The 19287-nt window shown below is 72.3% G+C and carries 14 protein-coding genes and 1 pseudogene; 10 read left to right on the forward strand and 5 right to left on the reverse strand.

Annotated elements, in window-relative coordinates; all coding sequences use genetic code 11:
- The first annotated feature begins 1066 nt into the window (after positions 1-1066).
- The 5 genes from ACZ52C_RS33505 (at position 1067) to ACZ52C_RS33525 (ending at position 10113) form a co-directional block, all read left to right on the forward strand.
- Positions 1067-5335 (forward strand): HAMP domain-containing protein, encoded by a 4269-nt coding sequence (locus ACZ52C_RS33505; protein WP_469078307.1) that lies wholly within the window; start codon positions 1067-1069, stop codon positions 5333-5335.
- A 76-nt stretch (positions 5336-5411) separates the two neighbouring features.
- On the forward strand, positions 5412-8090 hold the full coding sequence (locus tag ACZ52C_RS33510) for a SpoIIE family protein phosphatase (protein ID WP_469078308.1): 2679 nt from the start codon (positions 5412-5414) through the stop codon (positions 8088-8090).
- 141 nt (positions 8091-8231) lie between these two features.
- Positions 8232-8702 carry an ATP-binding protein gene (locus ACZ52C_RS33515; protein WP_469078421.1) on the forward strand — a complete coding sequence of 157 codons (471 nt, stop codon included), beginning with the start codon at positions 8232-8234 and terminating at the stop codon, positions 8700-8702.
- Between the two features lie 119 nt (positions 8703-8821).
- Positions 8822-9181, forward strand: a complete 360-nt coding sequence (locus ACZ52C_RS33520) for an STAS domain-containing protein (protein ID WP_469078309.1) — start codon at positions 8822-8824, stop codon at positions 9179-9181.
- A complete protein-coding gene (locus ACZ52C_RS33525; protein WP_469078310.1) occupies positions 9178-10113 on the forward strand; it encodes an anti-sigma factor RsbA family regulatory protein in 936 nt (311 codons plus the stop codon). Before ACZ52C_RS33520 ends, ACZ52C_RS33525 begins: the two co-directional genes overlap by 4 nt.
- Before the next feature lie 31 nt (positions 10114-10144).
- Here ACZ52C_RS33525 and ACZ52C_RS33530 read toward each other — a convergent pair whose 3' ends face one another.
- On the reverse strand, positions 10145-10909 hold the full coding sequence (locus tag ACZ52C_RS33530) for a DUF4232 domain-containing protein (RefSeq protein ID WP_469078311.1): 765 nt from the start codon (positions 10907-10909) through the stop codon (positions 10145-10147).
- A 274-nt stretch (positions 10910-11183) separates the two neighbouring features.
- Here ACZ52C_RS33530 and ACZ52C_RS33535 point away from each other — a divergent pair, with 274 nt between their 5' ends.
- The 4 genes from ACZ52C_RS33535 to ACZ52C_RS33550 all read left to right on the forward strand — a co-directional run bounded on the left by ACZ52C_RS33535 (position 11184) and on the right by ACZ52C_RS33550 (position 14614).
- Positions 11184-11600: a hypothetical protein gene (locus tag ACZ52C_RS33535; protein WP_469078312.1), complete on the forward strand. Its 417-nt coding sequence runs from the start codon at positions 11184-11186 to the stop codon at positions 11598-11600.
- Between the two features lie 68 nt (positions 11601-11668).
- Positions 11669-12184, forward strand: a complete 516-nt coding sequence (locus tag ACZ52C_RS33540; RefSeq protein WP_469078313.1) for a hypothetical protein — start codon at positions 11669-11671, stop codon at positions 12182-12184.
- Entirely contained in the window at positions 12181-13317 is a 1137-nt protein-coding gene (locus ACZ52C_RS33545) for a hypothetical protein (RefSeq protein WP_469078314.1), read from the forward strand. The genes ACZ52C_RS33540 and ACZ52C_RS33545 overlap by 4 nt, the downstream gene beginning before the upstream one ends.
- Before the next feature lie 97 nt (positions 13318-13414).
- Positions 13415-14614, forward strand: a complete 1200-nt coding sequence (locus ACZ52C_RS33550) for a cysteine desulfurase-like protein (protein ID WP_469078315.1) — start codon at positions 13415-13417, stop codon at positions 14612-14614.
- 57 nt (positions 14615-14671) lie between these two features.
- Here the strand turns inward: ACZ52C_RS33550 and ACZ52C_RS33555 are convergent, their stop codons facing one another.
- Entirely contained in the window at positions 14672-15115 is a 444-nt protein-coding gene (locus ACZ52C_RS33555; protein ID WP_469078316.1) for a hypothetical protein, read from the reverse strand.
- Between the two features lie 146 nt (positions 15116-15261).
- Positions 15262-15429 (reverse strand): annotated as a pseudogene (locus ACZ52C_RS33560) (hypothetical protein); the annotation flags it as partial.
- A 461-nt stretch (positions 15430-15890) separates the two neighbouring features.
- Between ACZ52C_RS33560 and ACZ52C_RS33565 the strand changes: the two are divergent.
- Positions 15891-16520 (forward strand): class I SAM-dependent methyltransferase, encoded by a 630-nt coding sequence (locus ACZ52C_RS33565; protein ID WP_469078317.1) that lies wholly within the window; start codon positions 15891-15893, stop codon positions 16518-16520.
- A 42-nt stretch (positions 16521-16562) separates the two neighbouring features.
- Here the strand turns inward: ACZ52C_RS33565 and ACZ52C_RS33570 are convergent, their stop codons facing one another.
- Together ACZ52C_RS33570 and ACZ52C_RS33575 are read right to left on the reverse strand one after the other, a co-directional pair.
- Positions 16563-18005 (reverse strand): FG-GAP and VCBS repeat-containing protein, encoded by a 1443-nt coding sequence (locus tag ACZ52C_RS33570; protein WP_469078318.1) that lies wholly within the window; start codon positions 18003-18005, stop codon positions 16563-16565.
- 111 nt (positions 18006-18116) lie between these two features.
- Positions 18117-19283 carry an NAD(P)/FAD-dependent oxidoreductase gene (locus tag ACZ52C_RS33575; protein ID WP_469078319.1) on the reverse strand — a complete coding sequence of 389 codons (1167 nt, stop codon included), beginning with the start codon at positions 19281-19283 and terminating at the stop codon, positions 18117-18119.
- Positions 19284-19287 lie beyond the last annotated feature (4 nt).

Here is a 19287-nt window from a genome sequence, read left to right on the forward strand (position 1 = left end):
CCTGGCCGAATTCTGCATGCCGGCTCCGGTGCCCTCACCGGCGGGGCACCGAGCACGCCGTCCGCTCACCGCACGCCGAGGGCAGTGACGTTGGGGGCCTGCGTCGTCCTGTCGGTCGGCCCGGCCGCGTCACCTCACGCCTCGCAGGCGCTCTTGGTGTCGTCGCCGCCGGTGCCACCGACAAGCGTGTAGTTGCCCCGCCGCCCATGGGGAGGTCGTTGCCGCCGAAGCCGGACAGGATGTCGCCCGCCGTGCCGCCGGCGAGCGTGTCGCCGAACGGGCTGCCGTAGGGCTGGCGCAGCCCCCGCCGCTGAGCCGGTCCGCGCCCGCGCCGCCGATGAGGAGGTCGAAGGTGACGCCGCCGTTCAGGGTGGCGGCGGTGTCCTGGATGACGACACTGCTCCCGGACAGGCTGACCGTGATGTTGTCGGCGCGCCCTGCCGCCGCGTTACGACCACGTTGGTCCCGCTCTTGAAGACACCCGTGGCCGCGCTCGCGGGCCCTCCGGTCGGCGTCCCGGCGGAAGCGGCCATCGCCGCGACCACCAGGACCCGGAGTAACGCCCCATATACGGCTCGCGCGCGCGGAGCGGGTGCGCGAGCGGGTGCCTGCTGGTCACCGGTCGCGGGCGGGCAGAACTCCGCCGAGACGACCTTCTTGCCGCCGACCCGGTCGCCGTTGACGGACCGGACGGTGCACTGGACAGTGCGCCTGATGCCAGGTCCGAGGGTGAAGCGGACCGCAGGGCGGACAGATGGTCGGAAAGCGGCTGAAAGCACTCCCGTCGAGGTGGTCTCGGGGGCATGGCCGGCGACGGCGCGAAACCATCCCGAGTGCCCCGCGAAACGGTGGGTATTCCGCCCGGGGAGGTATCTTTTCGGGGCGGCCGGGATCTTCGCGACCGGCTTTGGTTGTCGGACGACAACTGCGTTAACCTTCACCGGATTTTCTCATCCGGCCATTCCGTGAACTGCGGGAATCCGGCCGGTGAGCGGGCCTTTCGCGGCCCGGCGCGGGTTCCGAGTCCCCGGCGCGGGGGCTCTAGGGGAGCGGAACGAGGGTGCGCATGAGCGGCAAGACGACCGAGACCGTCGAACGGGCTCCGGGAGAGCAGGAGCTACGACAGCTCCTGGCCGGACTGACCGCCGTACGGGACGGCGACTTCGGCACCCGGCTGCCGTCCGACGGCGAGGGGCTGCTCGGCGACATCGCCACCGTCTTCAACGGCATGGTGGACCAACTGTCCGTCTTCACCTCGGAGGTCACCCGGGTGGCCCGCGAGGTCGGCACCGAGGGCACCCTCGGCGGTCAGGCCGAGGTGCCGGGCGTCTCCGGCACCTGGGCCGATCTCACCGACTCGGTCAACGCCATGGCGGGCAACCTGACCACCCAGGTCCGCGACATCGCGCAGGTGGCGACCGCCGTCGCCAGGGGCGACCTGTCACAGAAGATCGACGTCCCGGCGCGTGGCGAGATCCTTCAGCTGAAGGAGACCGTCAACACGATGGTGGACCAGCTCTCCGCGTTCGCCGACGAGGTCACCCGCGTCGCCCGAGAGGTCGGCAGCGAGGGCCGGCTCGGCGGACAGGCCCAGGTGCCCGGCGTCGGCGGGGTCTGGCGCGACCTGACCGATTCGGTCAACTTCATGGCCGGCAACCTCACCTCGCAGGTCCGCAACATCGCCCAGGTGACCACGGCGGTGGCCGAGGGCGATCTCTCGCAGAAGATCACGGTCGACGCCCGCGGCGAGATCCAGGAGTTGAAGAACACCATCAACACGATGGTGGACCAGCTGTCCGGGTTCGCCGACGAGGTCACGCGCGTCGCCCGCGAGGTCGGCACCGAGGGACGGCTCGGCGGGCAGGCGGACGTCAAGGGTGTGAAGGGCACCTGGCGCGACCTCACGGACTCCGTGAACTTCATGGGGGCCAACCTCACCTCCCAGGTCCGCAACATCGCCCAGGTGGCCACGGCGGTGGCTCAGGGCGACCTTTCCCAGAAGATCACCGTGGATGCCCGTGGGGAGATCCTGCAACTCAAGGACACCATCAACACGATGGTGGACCAGCTGTCCGGCTTCGCCGACGAGGTCACCCGTGTCGCCCGCGAGGTCGGCACGGAAGGCAACCTGGGCGGTCAGGCCATCGTCCGGGGCGCGTCGGGAACCTGGAAGGACCTGACCGACAACGTCAACGTGATGGCGTCGAACCTGACCGGTCAGGTCCGCTCGATCGCCCAGGTCGCCACCGCCGTCGCGCGCGGCGACCTCTCCCAGAAGATCACGGTCGAGGCCAAGGGCGAGGTCGCGGCCCTCGCGGACGTCATCAACACCATGGTCGACACGCTCTCCGCGTTCGCCGACGAGGTCACGCGCGTCGCCCGCGAGGTCGGTACCGAGGGACGGCTCGGCGGCCAGGCGCACGTGCCGAACGTCGCCGGCACCTGGAAGGACCTGACCGACAACGTCAACTCGATGGCCAACAACCTCACCGGCCAGGTCCGCAACATCGCCCTGGTCACGACGGCGGTGGCCAACGGCGACCTGTCGAAGAAGATCGACGTCGACGCGCGCGGCGAGATCCTGGAGCTGAAGACCACCATCAACACGATGGTCGACCAGCTGTCGTCGTTCGCCGCCGAGGTCACCCGCGTCGCCCGTGAGGTCGGCAGTGAGGGCCGGCTCGGCGGACAGGCCGAGGTGGAGGGCGTCGAGGGCACCTGGAAGCGGCTCACCGAGAACGTCAACGGACTGGCCGGCAACCTCACCCGGCAGGTCCGCGCGATCGCCGAGGTCACCAGCGCCGTCGCCGAGGGCGATCTGACCCGCTCCATCACCGTGGAGGCCTCCGGCGAGGTCGCCGACCTCAAGGACAACATCAACTCCATGGTGGAGTCCCTGCGCGAGACCACCCGGGCCAACCAGGAGCAGGACTGGCTCAAGACCAACCTCGCCCGGATCTCCGGCCTGATGCAGGGCCACCGCGATCTGCCCGTCGTCGCCGAACTCATCATGGACGAGCTCGCGCCGCTGGCCTCGGCCCAGTACGGCGCCTTCTACCTCGCCGAGGACACCGAACGCGGCCCCGAACTGCGGCTGGTGGGCTCCTACGGCTACCCCGACGACACCGACCGGCCCGAGCGCATCCCCGTCGGCCGCTCACTGGTCGGGCAGGCGGCGCGCAACCGCCGTCCCATCAGCGTCGAGGAACTGCCGCCGGGCTATGTGACCATCTCCTCCGGACTCGGACAGGCCGTGCCCAGCGCCCTGGTGGTGCTGCCCATCGTCGTGGAGGACCAGGTCCTCGGCGTCATCGAACTGGGCTCCGTCACCCCCTTCACCCAGATCCACCAGGACTTCCTCAGCCAGCTGATGCCGACCATCGGCGTCAACCTCAACACCATCGTGGCCAACGCCCGCACCGACGAACTGCTGGGGGAGTCCCAGCGACTGACCGCCGAACTCCAGGCACGCTCCGAGGAGTTGCAGGTCCAGCAGGACGAACTGCAGCGTTCCAACGCCGAACTGGAGGAGAAGGCATCCCTGCTGGCCTCGCAGAACAGCGACATCGAGGCCAAGAACCTGGAGATCGAACAGGCGCGGCAGGAGCTGGAGACCCGCGCACAGCAGCTGGCCCTGGCGTCCAAGTACAAGTCGGAGTTCCTGGCCAACATGAGCCACGAACTGCGCACCCCGCTCAACAGCCTGCTGATCCTCGCCCAGTTGCTCGCCCAGAACCCCTCGCGCAACCTCACGCCCAAGCAGGTCGAGTACGCGGGCATCATCCACTCGGCGGGCTCGGACCTGCTGCAGCTGATCAACGACATCCTCGACCTGTCCAAGGTCGAGGCGGGCAAGATGGACGTCGCCCCCGAGCGGGTCCCACTGCGCAAGCTCCTGGAGTACGTCGAGGCCACGTTCCGTCCGATGACGTCGCAGAAGAGCCTGGACTTCACGGTGGCCACCGCGCCGGGCACGCCCGCCGACCTGCTCACCGACGACTCCCGGCTCCGGCAGATCCTGCGCAACCTGTTGTCGAACGCGGTGAAGTTCACCGAAGACGGCGGCGTCACCCTGCGTATCGAACCCGCCGTGGACCGCGAGATCCCCGTGGGCGTCCTGCGGGGCGGTCCCGTCGTGGCGTTCCGGGTCGAGGACACCGGCATCGGCATCCCTCAGCAGCAGTTGGAGACGATCTTCGGGGCGTTCCAGCAGGCCGACGGCACCACCAGCCGCAAGTACGGCGGTACCGGCCTCGGCCTGTCGATCACCCGGGAGATCGCCCATCTGCTCGGCGGCGCCGTCACCGTCGACAGCACACCCGGGCAGGGCAGCACCTTCACCCTCTACCTGCCCGTGGCGCGGGACGACTTCGAGGAACTGCTCGACGGCGACGGCCGGCCGACGGAGCACCCGGACCCCACCGGCCGTGACCTCCCGTCGGCGTCCCGGCCGGAGCTCGCGTCCGCGGCGGTGCCCGAGCAGCGCCGACGCCGGCTGCTGGTCGTCGAGGACCGCCCCCGCGGACTGCTGACCCTCGTCGCCGAACGCGCCGTCGCGGACCTCGCGTCCGACGGCGACCCCCTCGGCGCGATCGACATCATCACCGCCGTCGGAGCACAGGAGGCCGCGAGCACACTGGCCGCCGAACCCTGCCACTGCGTCGTCCTCGAACTCGCCCTGTCCGACGACGAGGGCGCGCGTCTGCTGGAGGCCATGGAGGGCGACTCGGCCCTGGCCAGCGTGCCCGTGCTCGTGCACACCGGCCACCGGGTGGACATGGCGCACGAACAGGCGCTGCGCTCCCGTGCGGACGGCCGCCCGCTCGACTTCCTCTCCAGCCTGGACGAACTGCGCGAACGCATCACCCTGCACCTGTCCGCGGAGGAGCCGGGCGACGTGCTGTCCCTGGTGCGCGCCGAGGAGAACCAGCGCCCCGCCGAGCAGGTCGTCGACGGCGCCTTCCTCGGCCGCAAGGTCCTCGTGGTCGACGACGACGCCCGCAACCTCTTCGCCCTGAGCGGGATGCTGGAACTCCACGGCTTCCACGTCCTGCACGCCGACAACGGCCGCCGGGGCATCGAGATGCTGCTCGCCCACCCGGACGTCTCGCTGGTGCTGATGGACGTGATGATGCCCGAGATGGACGGGTACACCGCGACCTCGGAGATCCGTGCGATGCCCCAGTACGCCGACCTGCCCATCATCGCCGTCACCGCGAAGGCCATGCCCGGGGATCAGGAGAAGAGCCTCGCGTCGGGCGCGAACGACTACGTCACCAAGCCGGTCGACACGGGTGACCTCATCGGCCGCGTCCGACGGTGGCTGACCGTATGACGGGGCGTCACACCGCCGCGCGCACCAGCCCATCGCGTGGCGTCCCGCGACGCCCGAGCCGAGGAACAGGTCAACCGTGAGCAACCCCCACCAGCCGGCCGCGCCGCCGCATGCCGACGCCGCGCCGGGCGAGCCGTCGTCGGCCGCCGCGCCGGACTCGTCGAGTGCCGATGGGCCGAGCGCGACCGACGCGCCGCCCACGACCGACGCCCCGCCCCCGACCGGCGAGGCGTCCACGACCGACGACCCGAGCGAGGCTGTCGACTCGTGCGCCTCAGACGACCCGCTCGGGGCAGACGGCCCTGCCGCGGCCGACCACCAGCTCCCCGCCGACCACGAGCGCGCGGCCGACGACCCGGCCGCGGTCGACGTGACCGCCCTGGACACCAAGGCGCAGTCCTCGCCCGTCGGCCGGCTCGCCGCGACCGTGGAGCGGTTGCGGCGTGAGGTGCAGGCGGCCCAGGCGGAGGCCGACGGGCGGGCCGTGATCGAACTGGCCAAGGGCATCCTCGTCGAGCGGCTCGGGTGCGGGCCGGCCCAGGCCGCCCTGCAACTCGCCGAACTGACCGAACAAGCGGGCGTGACACCGCTGGAGTTCGCCGTCGAGGTGATCAACCAGGCCGCCCGCGACCGGCTCTCCGAGATGACGACCGCCCTGCTCTCGACCACCACGGGCCGGGACGACGCCGACGAGGCACCGGACAGCGGCTCCCTCGCCGTCCGGCTGCGGACCGCCGAGAGCGCCGCGCTGGCCGCCCACGACGCCCAGGCCGTGGCCGACTCCCTCCTGGAACACGCCCTGACCCCGCTCGGCGCCGAAGCCGTGGCGATCTGGGCGCTGGGCGCCGACGGCTCCCTCACCCTCGCCGGCAGCGCCGGTTTCTCGGCCGCCGAGGCGACCCGCTGGCGGTACGTCCCGCCGGGCGTGGTCACCGTCGCCCGCCGCGGACTCGGCGACCGGGCCGGTCAGTGGATCGGCAGCCTGTCGCAGACCGGCCTGCCGTCCATCGGCCGGCACCACCATCCCGACGGCGGCCGGGTCGCCGTACCCGCGGGCACCGGCGGTCGCATCCACGGAGTGCTGGAGATCGTCTGGCCCACCCCGCTGGAGGCCCAGCCCCCGCAGATCGTCCGTCAGGTCGAGGCCCTGGCCGAACTCTGCGCCCACACCCTGGGAACCCTCGCCCCGCCGCCCGGCGAGGGCGACGCGCGGACCGGGATCCTGCCCGACGTCGCCGAACTGATGGACCTCGCCGACGGTCTCCATGACCCCGCCCTGGTGCTCGTCCCGCACCTGGACGCCACCGGGGAACTGGTCGACTTCCGCATCCACCACGTCAACAGTCGCTTCCTCGACCCGGCCGGCCGACCCCGGGGCGTCGTCAACGGAGCCCTGCTGCTGGAGACGTATCCCATGGCCGCCGGCGAGAGCGAACTGTTCGAGCAGGTCGAACGTGTCTACGCCACCGGTGAGCCGTTCCGCGCCCGGCGCATGCGGCTCACCTCGCTCGTGGAGGACGTCCCGCTGGCGGCGGTCGCCGACATCAACATCACCCGGCACGGCGGCAGTGTCCTGCTCCTCTGGCGCATAGAGGACGAGACCGCACGGCTGGCGAGCCTGCTCCAGCACGCCCAGCGCCTCGGCCGCATCGGCGGGTTCGAGGAGAACCTCGTCACCGGCGAGATCACCTGGAACGGCCAGCTCTACAGCCTCTACGGCAAGCCCTCCATCAGCGGCCCCGTCCCGCTGGAGGACCTGCCCGCCCACGCCCACCCCGACGACGCCGTCGCCATCGGCCGGTTCCTGCGGACCCTGCTGCACCACCGCCGCTCCGCGTCCGCGGCCTTCCGGCTCCAGCGGCCCGACGGCGTCACCCGGCACATCCGTGTGGTCGCCGAGCCGGTCCTCGACTCCGACGGCCGGCTCTTCGTCGTGCGGGGCGCCTACCAGGACATCTCCGCCCACCACTGGACGGAGGTCGCCCTCGCCGCCACCCGCGACCAACTCGCCCACTCCGAGCAGCAGGCCAGCGAACGCGACCGGCTCACCCTCCAGCTCCAGCACGCGATCATGCCCCCGGCCCAGGCCCCGCTGGAGGCCCCGGGACTGCGCGTGGCCGTCCGCTACCGGCCCGCCGAGACCCAGCACCTGGTGGGCGGCGACTGGTACGACGCCGTCGTGCTGCCCTCCGGGCTGGTGCTGCTGTGCGTGGGGGACGTCGCAGGCCACGGCATAGAGGCGGCCACCAGCATGGTCGTACTGCGCAACGCGTTGCGCGGTCTCGCCGTGACCGGCGCCGGGCCGGGCCAGTTGCTGGCCTGGCTCAACATGGTGGCCCACCACCTGACCGGATCCGTCACGGCCACGGCGGTCTGCGGCCTCTACGACCCCCACCGCCACACCCTGCGCTGGGCCAGGGCGGGCCATCTGCCGCCCGTCCTCGTCCGCGCGGCCGAGGCGACGCCGCTGCCCCTGGTCAAGGGCCTGCTGCTCGGCGCCCTGCCCGAGGCGACGTACGAGGAACACGAACTGCAACTGGCCGTCGACGACACCCTCCTGATGTACACCGACGGCCTGATCGAACGCCGTGACCGTTCCGTGGAGGAATCCCTGGCCCAGCTGCTCACCGCCGCCCGCACCGTGCCCCCCACCCTCGACCAGCAGTTGGACCGCCTCCTCACCTACAGCAGGTCCGACACCGACGACGACACCTGTCTCGTGGGCGTCCGGGTGGCGCAGGTCGTACCCGACTGACCACCGCCCTCCGGCACGACCACCGTAGGAGGGAACGTCTGCGGGAACGGTTGGCGGGCACACGGTGTGTAGGAGACGGCGTCGGACGGAAGAGCGGGGAAGTCGGTGACGAGCAAGAGGACGGGTACCGGAGCGACGGGCATCAAGGCGAAGGGATGGGCGCATTCGTTTCCCGTGTCGGGAGGCGTGCACGCCGGGCGGCGGTGGACACGCAGCCAGTTGGAGTCCCTTCCATGGACAGCGGACGAGCCCGAGACGGTGGACGCGGTCGTTTTGGCCGTCTCCGAACTGCTCACCAACGCGCACATCCACGCGCACAGCGACGCGCGGCTGATCCTCACCTGGGACGGCGAATGCCTGCACGTGAACGTCCACGACGAGGATCCGACCCTGCCGCGCCCACGCACCCCGCAGGCGGGGGAGACCTCCGGTCGCGGCGTGGGGATCGTACAGATGCTTGCCGACACCTTGGAGATGAGGTGCCAGCGGCACGGCAAGACGGTCTCGGCCTGCTTCCGTCCGACGGGCTCTCCCTCACCGGGCTCTCCCTCACCGGGCTCACAGCCACCGGGCACTCACCGACCGGGCGCCGACCGGCCGGACGCCGGTTGAGCGGTGCCGCGCCGGAGAGTTATACGATGACGCGTCCGTTGCCCGCCGTCCCGTACGGACGGCGAGCCGGGGGTCCAAGACGCGTCGTACAGCGGCACATGAGGGCAGGGGGAGAGAACATGGACACCTCCCACGACGTGCGCGGGCCGAGGCCGGCACGGTCGCACGGGGACACCGCGCTGGAGATCTGTTCTCTGCCGGGCCGCCCGGGAATCCGAGCCGCTGGAGAGATCAACGTGATCACCCGCTCCTGCTGGGAACACGCACTGGAGGATCTGGCGAACGCCCACACGGACGTCTCCTACGTGGAGCTGGCCGATCTGATGTCCATCGACGTGGGCGGCGCCACGGCGCTGGCGGTCACGGCGCAGCGACTGGGGACGGGCCGGATCGTGGTGGACCGCCCCCCGCCGGAGCTGGAGCGGATCCTGGACATGTTCTGGCCCGGCCTTACGACGATCGAGGTGGCGGGCCGATGAGTACGGCCACGAGCAGTGAACACGAACCCTTCGTACACCCCGCGCTGTTCTACCGGGGCAGCGAGCAGTACACGACGGGCACCGTGCCGTTCCTCCAGGCGGGACTCTCCGCCGGCGAGGCGGTGGCGGTCGCCGTCCCCGGCCCCAACCTGGAGCTGATCAGGGACGCGCTCGGAGCGAGCGCCGCAGAGGTCGAGTTCCTCGACATGACCAGGGTCGGCCGCAATCCCGGGCGGATCATCCCCGGCGTGTTGCGGGCCTTCGCCGACGCCCACCCGGGCGGCCGGGTGAGGATCATCGGCGAACCGATCTGGGCCGACCGCTCGGCTGTGGAGTACCCGGCGTGCGTCCAGCACGAGGCCCTGATCAACACGGCCTTCCAGGGCCGGGACGTGACGATTCTGTGCCCGTACGACGCCGACGCCCTCGCCCCGGAGACGCTCGACGACGCCTACGCCACCCATCCCGTCGTCATCGACGCGGGGATCGAACTGGCCAGCGACATCTACGATCCCGAGCGCGTGGTCGCCCGCTACAACCAGCCGCTCAGCCACCCGCCCGGTGCCGCTTCCCTCACGTTCGACGCGGACGCGCTCCCGTCGGCCCGCTCCTTCGCGGTGGAGGAAGCGCGACAACTGGGCCTGACCGGGGCCCGGTCGCAGGATCTGACGCTGGCGGTGGCGGAGCTGACCACCAACAGCGTGGTGCACGGCGGCGGATCGGGCACCCTGCGCGTCTGGGCCGAGGGGCCGCAGGTCGTCTGCGAGGTCCAGGACCGGGGCCGGCTGACCGATCCCCTGGCCGGCCGCCGGCCCCCGGCGCGCGACCAGCTGGGCGGGCGCGGTCTGATGCTCGTCCACTACGTCGCCGACCTGGTGCGCGTGCACACCACCGAGGCCGGCACCACCATCCGCTTCTATCTGGACCTCTGACCGCGCCGCCGGGACCGCACCCCGAGCGGGGTCAGTAGGACAGCGCGTCCTCGGCCGTTCCGAGGAAGCTGGTGACCGTGCCGTCGTTGACGGTGACGGGGCCGTTGACGATCGTCACCGTCGTCGGGCTCTCTGCGGCCGTGAGCGCGATCTCGACCTGGTCGGCGGTCTTGCCGCCCCCGGTGCCGGCGCCAGCGAACAGGATCCCCGCGTACGCTCTCTCGCCGGGGTTCAGGAGCCAGTCGTCGACGGTGGGTCCTCGGTGCTCCGCGGCGCCGTCCAGTTCCGGAATCGTGATCACCAGGTCGTTCGCCGACAGCAGGCAGGGGGCGCCGGTGTTGTTGGTCGCGGTCAGCAGGGCGTGGTTGGCGGGGCTCGACGCGACGGTGACGTTGTAGGTCAGGTCGCTCGTCTCGCACATGCCCACGCCACCGTCCTGGTCGTCGTCGGCCCCGGCCCCCTCCGACCCGGACTTGTCGGTCCCGGACTTGTCCGATCCGGACCCACCCGATCCGGCCTTCGACGGCGGGGTGCTGCCGCCACCGCCGGAGGAGCCGCCACTGCCGCCGCCCGTGCCACCGTCGTCCTCCGGAGAGGCTGTCGCGTCCGATCCCTTGTCCGACCCCGACCCCGACCCCGACCCCTTGCCCGCTCCCTTGCCGGGCGCGCTCGCCGACGTGCTCGGGGCCGCCGCAGCCTTGTCGGAGCCCCCCTCGCACGCGGTCAGGCCCACGATGCCGAGCGAACAGGCGGCGAGTACGGCGGTGATACGGCGCGAACGAGCTGTGTGAGCCATGAGGAACCCCCCGAAAGTGTGAATGTCCGGTGATCGTGCCTCATGGGAGCGGTTTCACCACCCGCTCGCACCGAGAGGGAACCGTCCCCGGACAGCACTGTGACACTGTGACGTGGACATCGCCGGTCCCGGCCCGTGCATGGCGGCGTCGACCTGGCACCCGGCGTGACGGGTTTCGACCGGCCTGATCCCTTCTGAGTACGCGTACTCAGGTCCGGTGACGATCACACGGGCAGACTGTGGCCGTTCAGGACAGTCAACAGGGGGAGTACGCGTGAACCGGACGAGAGCAGCCCTGGCCGTGACGGCGCTGACGGCGTGTGTGCTGGCGGGTTCGGGAGTGGGGCCCGCCGCCGCGGCCGGCGATCCTCTGCTGCCCCACCCCGGCCCGGAGGGCCTGGTGTGGGTGGAGGAGCAGACCGGCGACGGCGGTGTGGCGTCGGGCGGCGCCTGGGACAAGCTGCCCACCGTCCTCACGGTGGCCTGCGAGGGCGGCGGAGACGTGCGGGTGACGATGCGATCGCAGGAGACGGAGGTCGCCGCGTTCTCCGTCGACTGTCCGGTGGGAACCGCCGGGATCGGCTCCGTGACCATGGACGCCGGTGTGGTGCGGATGGGCTCCTTCACCATCGGGGTCGACGCCGCGTCGGAGACGATCCGCTGGGCACTGACGGTGACCCAGCCGGAATAGCGGGCTGGAGAGCGTCATCTCCCCGTCCCCGTGCTCCTGTTGCGGCGTCGGCACCGCATGATGGGCACATGAGCGATCACGAACTCCCCGCGGCGGTGGACCCGGCGGCGCTGCTCGCGTTGTCCCGGGGCCATCACGGACGCACCGTACGGCCGCTGGGCACGAGGCAGGCCGGCGGTCACCTGGTCAAGGTGTACGCACTGGAGGCGCCGGGTCGCGGGGTCACGGAACAGGACACCGCCGCGGCCCTGCGGATCGCGGCGGCGCACCTCGAACTCGGCCGCGTCCGCGGGTCGCTCGGGCTGGCCGCCCTGATCGTGCACGCGGGCGGCGACGGCGACTACGTCCTGGTCCACACCTGGATCGAGGACCACATGTCCGACCTGGCGGTCTTCGCCGGTCCGGCCGGGCGGCCCGACCGGCTCCGCCCGGGACGCGCGGGTCTCGCCCCCTGCGTCTGGGAGGCCGCCGTCATCGCCCACGAACGCGACGCCTTCTCCCGGCACGTTCTCGACGGCACCGCGCCGATCGCCGACCGGCTGGCCGCCTGGCAGGACGACACCCTGACGGGCAGCCTCCGGTGACCGGCGTCCCGGCGTGGCGGAAGGGACGCGTGTGGCGGGCGGCGGTCGGGCTGGTCGCCCTGGCCGGCGCGGCCGTGATGTTGAGCGGCTGCGATACGGAGGGCGGTGACGACAGTGCCTCCGGCGACCGTGAGGCGCGGTACAAGCGCGTCATCGAGGATCCCCACCCGAGCCCCGCCGACGTGATCGAGGCGGCCGGGGCTCCTTCCGGCGTGGTGGGCGCGGACGACGGCTCGCTGCTGCTGACGTACGACGCCACCAACGTCGAGGACGACGAGGGCCCGGCCGCGACCGCCTGGCGCATCGTCGGCCGCGACGGCCGTACGGTCGCCGAGCACGCGGAACACGCCGACGCCGAGGACGTGCCGCCCGCGTTCCGGGGGGTGAGCGGCGGCTTCGTACAGGTGCCGGGGGACAGGGGAGCGTTCCTTCTCGACGTCCGGGGCGAGCGGCACGCCGTCACCGTCACCGACACGCCGTCGCGCCCCCGCTCCGGCGACGTCCTGCTCTCCGAGCGGGAGCCGGCCCTCGTCTACCGCCCCGCCACACGCACCGCGGCACCTCCGGCCGGACTGCCGGAGGAGGCCGTCGACTTCGCCGTGGACGAGCGGGGCACGGTCTGGAGCCTGGAGCAGTCGCTGTCCGAGGACCCGCATCGCGTCGTGTGGCAGCGTGACGGCCGCACCCTCGGCTCCGAGGCCGTGCCGAAGGCGTACGGGGCCGCCGACCTCGCCGCGCGGGGCGACACGGCGGCCGTCGCCCTGGACCTGGACGAGGGCGTGCGCGGTCTGCTGGTCACGTCGGACGGCGGCGCGCGCTGGCGTACCGTCCTCGCGGGCGGCATCCCCTGGAAGGAGCTGAAGCGCGGCCCGGGACTGTTCGTCCTGGAGGTGCTCGCCGACGGGCGGCTGCTCGTCGGCGAGGAGGGCGGCCGCTACTGGCTCGCGGACGACCGCGCCAACAGCGCCTTCCATGAACTGACGACCCCGGCGACGTTCACGTCGTTCACCGTCGAGGGCACCACCCTCTACGGCATCGTGGACGCGACGACGGCGACGTACGACCTGGTGCGGGACGAGGGACTGTGGATCTCCGACGACGGCGGACGCGCATGGCGGCGCGCCGCGGGGTAGAGGCACCGCGACACCGGGCGGTCCAGCCCCCGCCGAAGGACGCCAGGTGCCCCGCACGGAGAGAGCCGGGCACCCCGTACCGAGAGAAGGCCGACCCATGGCCATCGACCTCACCGCTCTGCGGGCCCACTTCCCGTCGCTCGACACCGGGCTCGCCTTCTTCGACGGTCCGGGCGGGACCCAGACACCCCGCCCGGTCGCCGACGCCGTCGCCGCGACCCTGACCGGCCCCCTGTCGAACCGGGGGACCGTCAGCCCCTCCGAGGCCAACGCCGAGCGCGCCGTCGCGGAGTTCCGCTCCGCCTACGCCGATCTCCTGCACGTGCGCGCCGAGGGCGTCGTCCACGGGCGCAGCGCCACGCAGTTGACGTACGACTTCTCCCGCCACCTGGCCAAGAGCTGGCACCCGGGCGACGAGATCGTCCTCAGCCGCCTCGACCACGACGCCAACGTCCGCCCCTGGATCCAGGCCGCCGAACGGGCCGGTGTCACGGTGCGCTGGATCGGGATCGACCCGAGGACCACGGAGCTCGACCTCGACTCCTACGAGCGGGCCCTGACGCCCCGGACCCGGCTCGTCGCGGTCACGGCGGCCTCGAACGTGCTGGGCACCAAGCCGCCCGTCCGGCACATCGCAGACCGCGCGCACGACGTCGGCGCCCTGCTGTACGTGGACGGTGTCCACTACGCCGCGCACCACCTCGTGGACGTCCCCGCCCTCGGGGCCGACCTGTTCGTCTGCTCGCCGTACAAGTTCCTCGGGCCGCACTGCGCGGTCCTCGCGGCGGCGCCCGAGTTGCTCGAAACCCTGCGGCCGGACAAGCTCCTGCCGTCCCCCGACACGGTGCCGGAGCGCTTCGAGTTCGGCACCCTGCCGTACGAGATCCTGGCGGGCGCCACCGCCGCCGTCGACTTCCTCGCCGCGCTGGACCCGGGCACGGGCAGCTCACGCCGGGAGCGCCTCACCCATTCCCTGGACTCCCTGCACGCGCACGAACTGACGCTGCGCGCACGGATGCTGGCGGGGCTGGAGGGACTGGGGGAGGCCGTCACCCTGCACTCGAAGGCCCCCGACCGCACGGCGACCCTCCTGATGACCCTCGAAGGACGCGACGCCCGCGAGGCCCAGGCGCATCTGGCCGCGCGCGGCGTGGTGGCACCGGCCGGATCGTTCTACGCCTACGAGCCCTTCACCGCCCTCGGACTCGACGCCCCCGCCCTGCGCGCGGGCCTCGCCCCCTACAACACCACCGACGACGTGGACCGCTTCCTGAGCGGGCTCGCCGCCTTCCTCTGACCGCGCGATCCGGGCCGACCGCCCGGCGCTCCGCCCGCGAGGGGACGAGCGCCTGTGTCACCGGGTGTCCACGCTCGACCTGAGCATGGACGCCGTGCTCTTCAGGTGCCGCAGACCGTCGCCCGTGATCTCCATGACGCCCTGTGAGGCCAGGGCGTCGTCCTGCGCGTCCACCCCCGCGACGCAGTCCGGGATGCCGCGCTTGAAGCTCGCGAGGGCGTCCGCCCAGGTCTCCTGGATGTCGTCGTCCGGGATGGACTCGAACTCCTCGGCCTCGGCGACATGCTTGCGCAGGCTCTCGCAGGCCTCCCCCAGGACCACGCTCGGCGACATCCTCGCCCGGTTGACGTCGGACACGTCGTCGACGAGGTTCTGTATCCGGGTCTCGCCGCCGGCGCCCCACCACTCCGCGGGATCCTCCGAGGCCGAGCCGCACCCGGTGAGCAGCACCGCCGCGGCGGACAGGCCGGTGATCGTGAGGACACGGGCACCCGCACGCATGTGCTCTCCCTGGTTCGTCGAGGCGATGGCGGGTCCATTCTGTTCGGCGCGCGCACCGGGCGCGTCCGTGAAACTACGGCAATCCGCCTACGCGTCAGCAGGGCTCGTTCGGAGGGACGCGAGGGGTCGGCCGCCCGCCACAGGCGTACGGTGCCGTCCTGGTCGGCGGTGATCACCTCACGGTCGTCCGGCGTGAACTCCACGTAGCCGATCATGCCGGTGCGGGCGTAAAGCCGGCCGAGCCGACGGCGCCGGCGCGGATCGGTGACGTCCCACAGGCGTGCCGTGCGGTCGTCGCTGCCGGAGACGAGGGTGCGGCCGTCCCGGCTGAAGGCGAGTCCGACGACGAAGTGACGAGGACGGCACCCCCCTCACCAGCGCCCCGTACGAACTGCTGCGGCTGGCCGTCCCCCGCAGGACCTAGAGCCGCGGCCACTTCGACCACATCGGCCGGACGCCGGCCCGCACGGTCGAGGGCGCCTACCTCGTCCCCGGCCTCCGCATCACCGAACAGCCCGCCCTCCTGGGCCAGTTCCGCTCGAAACTCGCTCCGGTGACCCCACAGCGTGTCCCGCCGCTCGGGTCGTTGATCCATTGCACCCCGGTAGCGATCGGCACCCGTCTAGGGAGGTTGAGGTTCTGCCCCCCATGGACCCGACGTTCCGCGACACGGCGAGGAGCCCGGGGCGGGGTCTCCACCGTTAAGATCCAGTCGGCTCGTGAGCGGAGCCGGGGCCGTGTACGCAGGGTGGGGGCTGACCGGAGGGTGTGCTGCATGACCGGAGATCGGGACCGCTGGGCCGAGCTGACCGGCGGGCAGGCCGGGGAGGAGTACGCCCGGCGTTTCGCGCGACTCGCCGCATCGGGCCAGGACGTCCACGGCGAGGCCCACTTCTGCGCGGCGCTGCTGGCGCCGCCCGCCGCCCGCGTACTCGACGCCGGCTGCGGCACCGGCCGGATCGCCATCCGGCTCGCCGAACTGGGGCACTCCTGCACCGGCGTGGACATCGACCCCTCGATGCTCGCCGTCGCCCGCCGGGAGGCCCCCGAGCAGGAGTGGCTCCTCGGCGACCTCGCCCGTCTGGACACCCTCGGCCTCGAACCGGGTTACGACCTGACGATCGCCGCCGGGAACGTCATTCCGCTGCTGGCCCCCGGCACCGAGGCGGCGGTCGTCCGGCAACTGGCCGCCGTACTGCGCCCCGGCGGGCTCCTGGTCACCGGCATGGGCCTGGACGCGGCCCACCTGCCGCTGCCGGAACCGACGGTGACCCTCACGGAGTTCGACCACTGGTGCGACCAGGCAGGACTGACGCTGCGTCAGCGCTACTCCACCTGGAGCGGCGACCCCTACGACGACGGCTGCGGCTACGCCGTCAGCGTGCACGCCCGCCCCGCCGCCTGAGCGGCCGGGGCGGGTCGCCGGCACCGCGTGCGGGGGGCGGCCTCAGCGGGCGAAGACGCTCGCGAACTTCCGGCCCGCCACCACCGGGTATCCGAAGTCCGTCGCGTTGAAGGACGTCGCCGAGGTGGTCGTGAGGCCGGAGGCCGAGCCCCGCAGCACCCATCCCGCGCCGTCGTCGTAGCCGTTCGGCACGACGTCCTCGCCGTACGCGCCGATCGCGAGGTCGGCCTTGCCGTTGCCGTTGATGTCGCGCAGGCGCAGCGAGGAGCCGAAGTGGTCGCCGGCCTCCGCGGCACCGGGCACGCCCGCCGTGGCCTGGTGGAAGGACTGGGCGCCGGTGGTGGTCAGGCCGCCCGAACTGCCCTTGAGCAGCACGATGTTGCCCACGGTGCGCTTGCCGTCGACGCCCTCGTTGGGGGCGCCGATCGCGAGGTCGGCGCGGCCGTCGCCGGTCACGTCGCCCAGGGCGAGCGCGGAACCGAACGCGTCGTAGGCCTCGTCGGTGCCGGGAACCCCGGGACTGTCCTGCTGGTACGTGCGGCCCTTGAGCGGCAGACCGGACGCCGACCCGTACCGCACCGTGAACGAACCGCCCTTGCCGCCCGCGGAGTCGGCGACGACCAGGTCCTCGTAGCCGTCGCCGTCGATGTCGCCCGTCGCGACCGCCGACGACCACCATGCCGCCGAGCCGGTCGTGCCGTCGTCGCTCAGGACCGTGTGCCCGGAGCCGATGTCGCCGGGCCCGCCGCGCAGCACGCCGATGTAGCCGGGGGCCGGGGTGCCGTCGGGCTCGGTGCGGCTCCCGTGCAGGACGTACTCGAAGCCGTTGCCGCCGTCCTTGGAGGAGAAGTGGCCGGCCACGATGCCGTCGAGGCGGACGCCGTCCGGCAGGAAGTCGACCTCGGGGGCGATCGCGCCGTCCTGCGTGGGCCCGCCGTCGCCGTACCACCAGAAGGTGTCGACACCGACGACGGCGAGCTGGGCGGTGCCGTCCCCGTCGAGGTCGGCGAAGGCCGCGCCCTCGCCGAAGCCGGTCGCCTCGGCGCTCGGGGCGGTGAGGGCGATCCCGCCGGAGGTGAACGGCTTGGCGCCGCCCCAGACGATCGTCACCGACCCGCGCGGCTTGCCGGTGACCTCCTCGCCGGGCGCGCCGACGATCAGGTCGGCGTAGCCGTCGTGGTCGACGTCGCCGCTGGTGATGTTCTCCCCGAACTTGTCCACGCTCTCCGCGGTGCCGGGCACGCCGGGGGTGTTCTGGGTGACGTTCACGAAGCGGGTCCGGCTGACGCCGGAGGCGGAGCCGAGGAGGACGGTGACCGTACCCCCGCTCGCCTTGGGGGTGCCGATGGCGAGATCGCGGTATCCGTCGCCGTTGAAGTCGTCCGCGAGGCCGGAGGGCGCCGCGCCGGCCGAGGGCGCGCCGAGCCCGGTGACGGCCAGGGCGAGGGCGGCGGCCGTGGCCACCGGCAAGGTACGTGCGCGCAACGCGATGCTCCCGTCTGAAGATCCGACGCCCGTACGACCCTCCGCGGGCGCAAAGGGTTGTACGCGGAGGGAAGGCGGGGTGAACGGGGATCGGCTGCCCGGCTCGGTCGGCTACTGCTCGCCCAGCCCCACGGCCCGTTGGTCCACCTCGAACTCCGAGCGAGGCAGGTTCCTGAACCGGGTGGGGCGGAAGGACGAGAGAGGGCTCTGTTCCTGACCGGTGGTGAGCTCGGCCGCGACCAGGCGCCCCAGGATCGGTGCCAGGGTGACGCCGCTGTGCGTGACGAGGCAGTAGACGCGGGACCGCGCGGAGGCGTAGCCGGCGACGGTGTGGCCGTCCGCGGGCAGCGACCGGAGGCCGACCCGCAGCTCGATCTCCGGTTCCTGGCGGGGGCCGGGCAGCAGCGCGGAGAACCGCCGGGAGAGCGTGCGCGCGATGTCCCCGTCGACGGCCGGAGGGTCCGCCGGATCGACGTCGGCGTTCAGGTCGAGGGCCTGGAGGACCGTACGCCCGTCGGCGTCGGGGCGGAGGTTGAGGCCCGGGCTGTGGATCACGCAGCGCAGGTCGAGGGCGGGGGACGAGGCGTACCCGAGGAGGCCGACGGTCTGCGCTCCACGACCGGTGTCGGTCACCATGGGAACGTCGATCCCGGCCCGCGCGGCGAGCCGCTGACTCCAGCGGCCGGCCGCCAGGACGACGCGATCCCCCGTATGGACCTGGCCCCCGACGAGAGTGACGGCGACTCCGTCCGGCCCGTCGTCGACGGCCTCGACCTCACCGATCCGGTACGTGGCCCCGTGCCGGCGGGCGTCGGTGAGCAGGTTCCGTACGAAGAGTTCCGGCAGAACGTACCCCTCGCTCGGGAAGTGCGCGATGGATGTGACGGTCGCCGGGACTCGCAGCTCGCCCGCCGTCCGCGCGGCCTCGGAGGCCGTGACCCAGTGCACGGGGTAGCCGAGGGACCGCAGTCGTGCCACGTTGTCGGCGAGCCGCCGCTCGTTCGCCGCGTCCGCCCACTGCAGTGCCCCGCTGGGGAAGTAGGACCGCGCACCGGGCAACCGCTCGGCGAGCCTGGCGTGCTCGTCCATGCCGGCGAGGTTCAGCCGGTGGTAGGCCGGGTCGGGCTTCCGGCTGGAGTTGGTCCAGGCGAAGGTGGTCGCGCTCGTGCCGGTGCCCGCTCCCCGCCGGTCGAGGAGCAGCACGTCCTGGCCGGCGACGGCGAGGTGCCTCGCGACGCTCACGCCCAGTACACCGGCACCGATGATGATGACCTTCATGGTT

This window comes from Streptomyces sp. NPDC034049, assembly GCF_055575575.1.

Excerpts from the sequence above, each read along its gene's own strand:
- ACZ52C_RS33505 (WP_469078307.1), top strand. The coding sequence starts at position 1,067 with ATGAGCGGCAAGACGACCGAGACCGTCGAACGGGCTCCGGGAGAGCAG.
- ACZ52C_RS33520 (WP_469078309.1), top strand. The coding sequence starts at position 8,822 with ATGGACACCTCCCACGACGTGCGCGGGCCGAGGCCGGCACGGTCGCAC.
- ACZ52C_RS33525 (WP_469078310.1), top strand. The coding sequence starts at position 9,178 with ATGAGTACGGCCACGAGCAGTGAACACGAACCCTTCGTACACCCCGCG.
- ACZ52C_RS33530 (WP_469078311.1), bottom strand. The coding sequence starts at position 10,909 with ATGGCTCACACAGCTCGTTCGCGCCGTATCACCGCCGTACTCGCCGCC.
- ACZ52C_RS33540 (WP_469078313.1), top strand. The coding sequence starts at position 11,669 with ATGAGCGATCACGAACTCCCCGCGGCGGTGGACCCGGCGGCGCTGCTC.
- ACZ52C_RS33550 (WP_469078315.1), top strand. The coding sequence starts at position 13,415 with ATGGCCATCGACCTCACCGCTCTGCGGGCCCACTTCCCGTCGCTCGAC.
- ACZ52C_RS33555 (WP_469078316.1), bottom strand. The coding sequence starts at position 15,115 with ATGCGTGCGGGTGCCCGTGTCCTCACGATCACCGGCCTGTCCGCCGCG.
- ACZ52C_RS33565 (WP_469078317.1), top strand. The coding sequence starts at position 15,891 with ATGACCGGAGATCGGGACCGCTGGGCCGAGCTGACCGGCGGGCAGGCC.
- ACZ52C_RS33575 (WP_469078319.1), bottom strand. The coding sequence starts at position 19,283 with ATGAAGGTCATCATCATCGGTGCCGGTGTACTGGGCGTGAGCGTCGCG.